This is a genomic window from Porcipelethomonas sp. (assembly GCF_051893655.1).
Lineage (GTDB): Bacteria > Bacillota > Clostridia > Oscillospirales > Ruminococcaceae > Porcipelethomonas.
Map to the genome: position 1 here is coordinate 1 of NZ_JBJFHN010000103.1, position 9017 is coordinate 9017.

General features: G+C 36.2%; 4 protein-coding genes. All 4 read left to right on the top strand.

Features of this window, described 5'->3' with window-relative positions; all coding sequences use genetic code 11:
* The first annotated feature begins 47 nt into the window (after positions 1–47).
* The 4 genes from ACI4WO_RS06110 (at position 48) to ACI4WO_RS06125 (ending at position 8876) form a co-directional block, all read left to right on the top strand.
* A complete protein-coding gene (locus ACI4WO_RS06110; RefSeq protein ID WP_439806675.1) occupies positions 48–860 on the top strand; it encodes a hypothetical protein in 813 nt (270 codons plus the stop codon).
* A gap of 131 nt (positions 861–991) precedes the next feature.
* Positions 992–1558 (top strand): sporulation protein YunB, encoded by a 567-nt coding sequence (gene yunB, locus ACI4WO_RS06115; RefSeq protein WP_439806676.1) that lies wholly within the window; start codon positions 992–994, stop codon positions 1556–1558.
* A gap of 68 nt (positions 1559–1626) precedes the next feature.
* A complete protein-coding gene (locus ACI4WO_RS06120; protein WP_439806677.1) occupies positions 1627–2838 on the top strand; it encodes a cofactor-independent phosphoglycerate mutase in 1212 nt (403 codons plus the stop codon).
* 68 nt (positions 2839–2906) lie between these two features.
* A complete protein-coding gene (locus ACI4WO_RS06125; protein WP_439806678.1) occupies positions 2907–8876 on the top strand; it encodes a leucine-rich repeat protein in 5970 nt (1989 codons plus the stop codon).
* Positions 8877–9017: the final 141 nt, after the last annotated feature.

The window sequence follows — 9017 nt, forward strand, 5'->3', positions numbered from 1 at the left end:
GAAGCGTAAAAAACAAAGCTTTAATTTATAATAGGAGGACTTTTTTTATGAGCGAATATACGGGTCATTATAACGACTGTGATGCTGTACCGATCAAAGTCAACAGAGTGTTTGACAGCTGCAGTGATAAAGACTGTATTACCGGAGTTCAGGTAGATCTTAACTGTTCGCTGCCGTCGTCAATAACAATTGTAAAACCCAGCTGTATAACAGTGTCTGATGTATGCATGAACGTTGAAGCAATACCTTTTAATAAGGGATTTTACTCTGTTGATCTGACATTTTCATTTGATATTCAGCTGATCGGCTATGAAAAAGCGTGCGGCGATCCTACAATACTTACGGGTACGGCAACTGTAAGTAAAAATTGTATTTTATATGGCAGTGAAACAAATTCCAAAACATTTTTCAGTGATGGTACTTCTATCGGAACAACCGGAAACTGCTGCAATACTGTAAATCCGCCGGTTGCATCAGTTCAGGTTGTTTCACCTCTTGTGCTTGAAGCTAAGATAGTAAAGGGCTGCAAAAATTATGACTGCGGCTGCTGCGACTGTTGTGAGGGTAAAATGCTTCCGCCTCCTCGTTCTCAGAATGAAGTGGTACTGACACTTGGCTTATTTTATGTTGTTGAGCTTATAAGACCGGTTACAATTATGGTGCCGACATATAGTTATACCATTCCGCAGAAAGAATGCTGTGCAGATATGGACAGTCCGTGTGAAATTTTTGATAAAATCAAGTTCCCTACAGAGGAATTTTCACCTGCAAAGCTTGAAAACAGCAGCTGCGGATGTGCATATCCGGCAGATATGAAAATTAATAATAATGATGATGACTGTGGATGTCAGAATATATAATCCTTTCAGGGCGGTCCTTTGACCGTCCGTTAAATTTATAAAAAAGGTGCTTGGATTTTATGCGGACAAAAAGAGATCCCGTTAAAATAAGAAAAAAATTTTTAATATGTTTCCTGATAATTGTGTTTTTAATGCTTTTTGCAATATTTAATATTGAAAGAGCAATAAAGCCCAAAGCAGAAAAAATCAGTAAGTATTACTGTGAAGTGTTTATGTCAGATATTATTAATCAGAGCGTTTATAAGATTCTTGAGGAAAACAGTGTAAAATATTCGGATCTGGCATCGGAAATTTATGATGACAGCAATAAATTAACTTCTATAAAAATAAATTCAGGAAATATAAACAGTCTTCAGTCGGAAATAACAGCTGAAATTAACCGGAAACTGAATGAAGAAAGCAGAAATTCAGTTTCAATACCTTTAGGAACAGTAGGCGGTACATATATTTTCAGCGGAAGAGGACCGGAAATAGAAATAAAGTTTATCCCTGCGGGGTCAGTACAGACAGAGCTTAAAAGCGGATTTTTTTCAGCAGGAATGAATCAGACATGCCATCAGATTTCAATGGATATTAAGGCTGAAATTTCAGCGGTTTTTCCCGGAGGAAGTTCAGATACTCAGGTGAATTTAAACTGTATTCTTGCAGAGACAGTTATTGTTGGAGACATTCCAAAGGGGATTATAGGAGAAGTATAAAAATATATTGAAAAAATATGCAAAATATGTTACAATATAAGAAATAAAATAAATAGAGGTAGATAAACATGAAATATTTGGTAGTACTTTGTGACGGTATGGCTGATTATCCTGTTGAGGAACTTGGAAATAAAACTCCACTGGAAGCAGCTGATACCCCTAATATGGACTCTTTGGCAAAAACTGCTGAAGTAGGTCTTATTAAAACAGTTGCAGACGGACTTAAACCAGGAAGCGATGTGGCAAATTTATCAGTACTGGGTTATGACCCGAAGGAATGCTATACGGGTCGTTCACCCCTTGAAGCCGGAAGTATCGGTATAGATATGAAGGATACTGATGTATCTTTAAGATGTAATCTTGTAACTCTGAGCGATGAAGAAAATTATGAGGATAAAACTATCCTTGATTACTGTGCAGACGATATTTCAACACAAGAAGCTGAAATACTTGTAAATTTTTTAGCTGAAAAGCTTAATAATGATGAGTTTAAATTCTACAGCGGAGTAAGCTATCGTCACTGCCTTATATGGAATAATGGTACTCTTGATATAGGAACTCTTACTCCTCCTCACGATATTACCGGAAAGCCTATTAAGGAATATATTCCAAAGCATCAGAATGCACAGAAACTTTACGATCTGATGAAAAAATCATATGATCTGTTAAAGGATCACCCGGTAAACAAGGCAAGAGAAGAAAAGGGGTTAAGACCTGCAAACAGTATCTGGCTCTGGGGCGAAGGCGTGAGAGCAAATCTTATAAACTTCAAAGAGAAATTTGGCGTGAAGGCATCTATGATCTCTGCAGTTGATCTTCTTAAGGGTATCGGTAAATTCTCAGGCATGAATGTTGTGGAAGTTGATGGTGCTACCGGATATATTGACACTAATTTTGAGGGCAAGGCTCAGGCTGCAATAAATGAATTTAAAAATGGACAGGACTTTGTTTATATTCATGTGGAAGCTCCTGATGAATGCGGTCACAGACATGAGATAGAAAACAAGCCTAAGGCTATAGAATTTATTGACAAGCTTATTCTGGAACCTGTTAATGATTATCTTAAAAAGTCCGGAGAGGATTATAAAATTCTTATTACACCTGATCATGCAACGCCGCTTTCACTGAAAACACATACAAATGATCCTGTTCCGTTTATGATTTACAGCAGTAATAAGACGTCAAATGGCGTTGAGCATTTTAATGAAAATTCTGCAAAGGAAACAGGACTGTACGTTGAAACCGGTCATAGTCTTATGAATAAATTTATTAATGAATAATTTATCAGGCTGCTGCTTTAAATATAGCAGCAGCTATTATTATTTTGACATAATTTATGGAGGAATGTATGAAAAAACTTAAGCTAAAAAAAATACTTGCAGACATATCTGCTGCTGCGGTATGCGTAAATTTACTGACATGCAGCGGATTTACGATTTTTGCTGAAGAAGATGCTGATATAGTTTCTGATAAAGAAGCGGCAATAAGTACATCGGAGGATTTGATTTCTGATATTTATAATACAGAACTTCCTGGATTAGAACCGGATTATTCAGACAATGATAATATCATTTTATATGATACACAGAATGGTCTGAATTACAGTAATGAAGCTGTTGCCGGACCGGAAAAACTGAATCTGGAATCTGTAAACGGTATTTTCAGCGATAAACCTATAATTGCTGATAATGAGGAAACCACAGAAGCTCCCAGCGGAATTATTACCGGAACATGCGGTGATAATGTTACATTTACACTTGATTCAGATACTGGAGAACTTATAATCAGCGGCAGCGGAGATATGGATTTCCCCACCACATATTATTCTGATCTGCCGTTTTACAGCTATAAGGATGTTATAACTTCGGTTGTGATTGAAAACGGAGTAACTTCAATAGAAGATTATTCATTTATGTCGTGTGCCAGTATTGAAAATATTGTAATTCCTGAAGGTGTTATTTCAATAGGAAAAAAGGCATTTAACGGTTGTTCTTCATTGAATAAGGTAATTATTCCGGACAGTGTTGAATCAGTCGGAGAACAAGCTTTTTACGGATGCAGTAAATTGACCAATGTAACGCTTTCTGCCAATATGACATCCATTGAATACGGAACTTTTTATAACTGTGGTTCTCTCACTGATATTAAAATTCCTGAGGGAATTGTAAGTATCGGGGGATATGCTTTTTATAATTGTGAAGCTTTAGCAAGCGTTTCACTTCCGGATAGTCTTGAATCTATCGGTGAATATGCATTTGGATACTGCACTGCACTAACTGACATAATTCTTCCTGGTGGTCTTACATCAATCAGTCAACAGGCTTTTTACAATTGCTCGTCCCTTGAAAACATTAATATTCCGGCAAGTGTTGTATCTATCGGAGAGCATGCTTTTGCAAATACAGCATTTATGGAAAATAAAACAGGTGATTTTGTAATACTTGGAAATGGTATTCTTTATCAGTATAATGGAAGTAGCACTTCTGTTTCTATTCCTGAAGATGTTAAATCTATTTCAGATAGTGTATTTTCTGATCATACTGAAATTGAATCAGTCGTACTTCCTTCAGGACTTGTTACTATAGGTGAAGAGGCATTCAGCGGATGTACTTCACTTGCTGAAATCGAAATAAATGAAAATACTGCATATATAGGTTATAATGCTTTTTACAATACACCATTTATAAAAGCACATAATGAAGATATGGTGATTTTTGGTAAAGCTGTATATTGCTATCAGGGAAATGAAAATAGGATTACCATACCGGACGGCATTGTTTCAATTACTGATTATGCATTTAAATTTCATTTTAATCTTGAAAAGATAAGTATTCCGGAAAGTGTTACAAAAATCGGGTATGGTGCATTTGTAGGATGCCATTCTATGGCGTATGTTGTTATTCCTGAGACTGTAACGGAGCTTGATAAATATTCATTTGGATATTACTGTGCAAACGGCACCTCCGGAACTTTCCTTAAAAGAAGCCTGAAAATCTTTGGAATAAGCGGTTCGGAAGCAGAAATTTACGCTTCTGATAATGGTTTGACATTTAATGCTATGGATGATGGTCTGCAGGGTGAATGCGGTGAGGGAGCAGTATGGTCATTGAATGCTGAAACAGGCGAACTGACTATTTCAGGTACCGGAGATATGACCAGTTACAGCGGAATATATGGAAGTAATATGTCTCCGTTTTACCAGTACCGGGATATAATTGAATCGGTAAAAATAGAATCAGGTATAACTTCTGTGGGAAATGATGCTTTTTATGGATGTATAAATCTTAAAAATGTTACATTGTCTGACAGTATTGAGATGATAGGTGATTATGCATTTAAAGGCTGTTCTTTACTAAACTCTGTTAATATTCCGTCCGTAGCTGAATCAATAGGAAATTATGCTTTCAGTGAATGTGCTTCACTGAAAACAATCCTGATTCCGGAAAGTATAGTATCTATTGGCACTGCTGCATTTACTTCATGCAGCAGACTGGAAGAAATACAGGTTTCATCAGAAAATATTAATTTTTCATCTTTAGACGGTATTCTTTATGATAATTCAGTAACCAGACTTATATGTGTGCCTGCCGGAAGCAATATTCGGACATTTGAAATCCCGGATACTGTTACTGCTGTTGAACAGTATGCACTGTATTATAATGAAAATATACAGAATGTGATTTTACCAGAGTCATTGTATTCAATAAATAATTATTCATTCTATCAATGCAAATCTCTTAAAAAAATGATTTTCAAGGGTGCAGCTCCAGTAATTAACAGTACAGGATATTCTCTGACAGATAATATTACTATTTATTGCAGTTTTTCAAAAAGCGGCTGGACTTCACTAAAAGAAAGTATTACATATCCTGAACACCTGACCTGGGTTGATTCAGATGACCTTGCTGATGCAGATATTCTTACCATAAGTATGGAAAAAACTGAGCTTTCGGCAGGTGAGAGTATACAGGCAAGACTTGTAATTAATCCTGTTATTGCAGCAGATATAAGCTGGAGCAGCAGTGACACAAGTGTAGCTGTAATTTCTTCCGAAGGCAGACTTACAGCAGTAAATCCAGGTAAAGCTGTTATAACAGCTGAAAGTGCTGATGGAATGTATAAAGCGGAATGTACAGTTACTGTTACAGGAGAGGAATTTAAATTTCCTGAAAATGAAATTATTGCCCTGGAAAACGGAGAGCTTAATTATACCAGTGTTGGAACAGTAACCCAGCAGATTCCATGCGATACTTTACATGGATTGTATTTTTTAAGCGGAAGTAATCTTTCCTTTTATTCTTTTATTACAAGGTCCTGTGAGAATGTTTACACATTCAGCGGATGCAGCAGTGCATATTCAGAAAATAATAAGCTGTATGTAGCTTATGGCAATACATGTTATATATATGATCTTATCGGTCAGAATCTTGTATCGCATATTTGTCTGGCTGGTTACAGCTGTGATGCAATTGGTGCAGATAAACTCGGACGCATTTATGTTGCAGCTAAAGATAATAATAATTCTCAGTGTGAAAAAGTATTTCTTTATTCACCTGACGGAGAAATTTTGTCCGAGATGATTTCTCCTACAAAAGTATATTGCTTCAGCGGATTTGACAATACTAACGGCAATTTTTATATGGAAACCTATTATGATTATTACTCATGGGGATATTCTCATCCAGGACATGCTCTGACCATGGGCAATGTTACAGATAATATCATTATGAATGTGGAAACATATTCGGGATTTCTTGAACAGGGAATAATTTCCCGTAGTTTCAACTGTATTGAATATCTTTGCCAGAATTATTATATGCTTCACCAAAACAGTGCTGCTTTGCTCGGGGATAAATATCTTACAGCTGCCAGTGTACTGACAAGTCAGGTAACTTTTATAGATTCTGATTCTCAGGGACTGAATACATGTATGACTTTGTCCCGTACAGCGCAAGAATATGAACTTGAAAGCGATTATTATGATACTTCCAGTATAGGTGTTCGTGCAGTTTATAATGAAAATCATAACAGTATAATTGTTTATGAAAATAATAAAACGCTTTCAGAATATAATATGACTACCGGTGAAAAAATTTCAGAAGCAAATACAGAGCACTATGTTTTTAATCTACTTAAAATAAATGATTCACTTATTATTATTGAAAAGGAAAATGATTCTTATTATATTGAAATAATGGACTGGAGTGATCCTGAAGGTATTTCAATTAATGCTCAGACAGATACTATGCCTGTTGGAACTACACAGCAGCTGACCGTTGAAAGCGGAACAAGCTATAAGAGTGTATTTAACTGGTCAAGCAGCGACAGCAGTATTGCTTCTGTTACTGATACTGGAATTGTCTCAGCATGGAAGAAGGGTAATGCAATAATTACATGTACCTCAAAAGACGGAACATATACTGCCGAATATATTATTAAAGTTATAGCTTCAGATATATCAGTATCTGTAAAAACTGTTGAAGAATTAGAAGGACAGTTAAGCAGTAATATTTCATGTAATAACTATACTACATATGGTAATGTTGTTGATTCATATCTGATTGAAAATGCGGATAAAACATTTACCCGTGTAGAAAATTCAGGAGATGGAAATATTATTGTTGAAACATATTCCGCTGATTATAAGCTTACTGACAGCATAAATCTGGAATGCGAACTGAAATATTTCGGAGGATTTTACAGCGGAGAAGAATATAATTATTTTGTATTCGGGCAAAGCAATCCGACTGAAAGTGACAGCTGTGAAGTACTCAGAATTGTGAAATACACCAAAGACTGGGAACGTCTGGAACAATGCTCAGTTTACGGAGCAAATACATATATACCATTTGATGCAGGTTCTCTCAGAATGACTGAAACAGGCGGAATGCTCTATGTTTATACCTGTCATGAAATGTACAAAAGCAGTGATGGGTATCATCATCAGGCTAATATGACTTATGTTATGGATATTGAAATTATGGAAATCATTCAGTCATACTATGATGTTATGAATCTTTCATATGGATATGTAAGTCATTCATTTAATCAATTTATTCAGACTGACGGTGAATATGTATATCGTGTTGACCATGGTGACGCTAACCCACGAGCTGTAAGTATTACCAGATGCGGAACAGATGATAAAATTACAAATGTCAGCTACATAAAACCTTTACCTATAAACGGCGGTTATGGAGATAATTCAACTGGTGTATCAGTCGGCGGATTTGAATTGTCATCCGGCAACTGTCTGATTGCAGGAAATTCAGTGGATATGAGTGATTCATCTTCTTATTCATCTTCCGGACAGCGAAATATTTTCCTGACAGTAACTGACAAGTCATTCAACAGTACTGATACGGTATGGCTTACAGATTACACTTCTGAGGATAATATAACTCCGAGAACACCTCATCTTGTAAAGCTCAATGATGAACAGTTTCTTATTATGTGGGAAGAATATAATACAAAAACATCACAGGTAAAAGTAAAAATTGCAGCTGTAAGCGGTAATGGCACTCTGATATCTGAAATTAAATCTGCTGATCTTCGCCTGTCCGACTGTAAACCTGTTTTCTGTTCGGACAGTCTGATAAGGTGGTATGTTTCAGATAAAAGCAGTGTATCAATGTATACTATAAATCCATATGATCTTGATTCAATAGAGGACAGTATACCAGAGGTTACTACTTCTGTAACTTCAAAACCGTCAGTAACTACAACAACAACAGCAAAAACGACAGCGAAAACAACATCTAAAACAACAACCGAAACGTCTTTGTCAATAGTCAGCAAATCTTCAACTGATATAACAGTATCTGTTTCAGAGGTGACTTCAAATACAACTGTTACAACATCAGACGTAACTACAGGTACGGCGGAATCAGATGACGGAGTAGTACTTTCCAAAACGGAACTTGATTTATCAGTAGGGGATAAAGTACATTTAAAATTGACAGGCTACGACGGGGAGATTCTCTGGATTTCAAGCAATAAGGATGTTGCAGTAGTCGATGAAAGCGGCTGTGTTCAGGCAGTAGGAGAGGGCTATGCTACAATATTCGTGTTGTATGGTGATAAAAATCTGACGTGTAAAGTAACTGTTGAAAGCGGTATAATTTCAGATTATATTCTTGGAGATGCGAATAATGATGGAATATTAAATATAAGAGATGCCGCATTCATCGCATCAAAGCTTGCAAAAGGACTTGCTTCGGAACTTTCTGAGTCTGCCGATTATAATGGTGATGGAGTTGTAAATGTAAGAGATGCTGCGGCAATCGCAAGAGATATGGCAAATAAATTCAAGCAATAAATTTCATTTTCGAGCGGACGTTTTTCGTCCGCTTTTTGTATTTATTGACAAAATTGTTTTTTAGTGGTAAAATATAAAAAATAAAATTATGAAAGGACGGCGGTTTCTTTGAAAATTGCTAAGAAGTTTTTGAGCATAGCC

Bases quoted from the DNA above. Each gene is read 5' to 3' on its own strand.
- yunB (WP_439806676.1), top strand. From the start codon at position 992: ATGCTTTTTGCAATATTTAATATTGAAAGAGCAATAAAGCCCAAAGCA.
- ACI4WO_RS06110 (WP_439806675.1), top strand. From the start codon at position 48: ATGAGCGAATATACGGGTCATTATAACGACTGTGATGCTGTACCGATC.
- ACI4WO_RS06125 (WP_439806678.1), top strand. From the start codon at position 2,907: ATGAAAAAACTTAAGCTAAAAAAAATACTTGCAGACATATCTGCTGCT.
- ACI4WO_RS06120 (WP_439806677.1), top strand. From the start codon at position 1,627: ATGAAATATTTGGTAGTACTTTGTGACGGTATGGCTGATTATCCTGTT.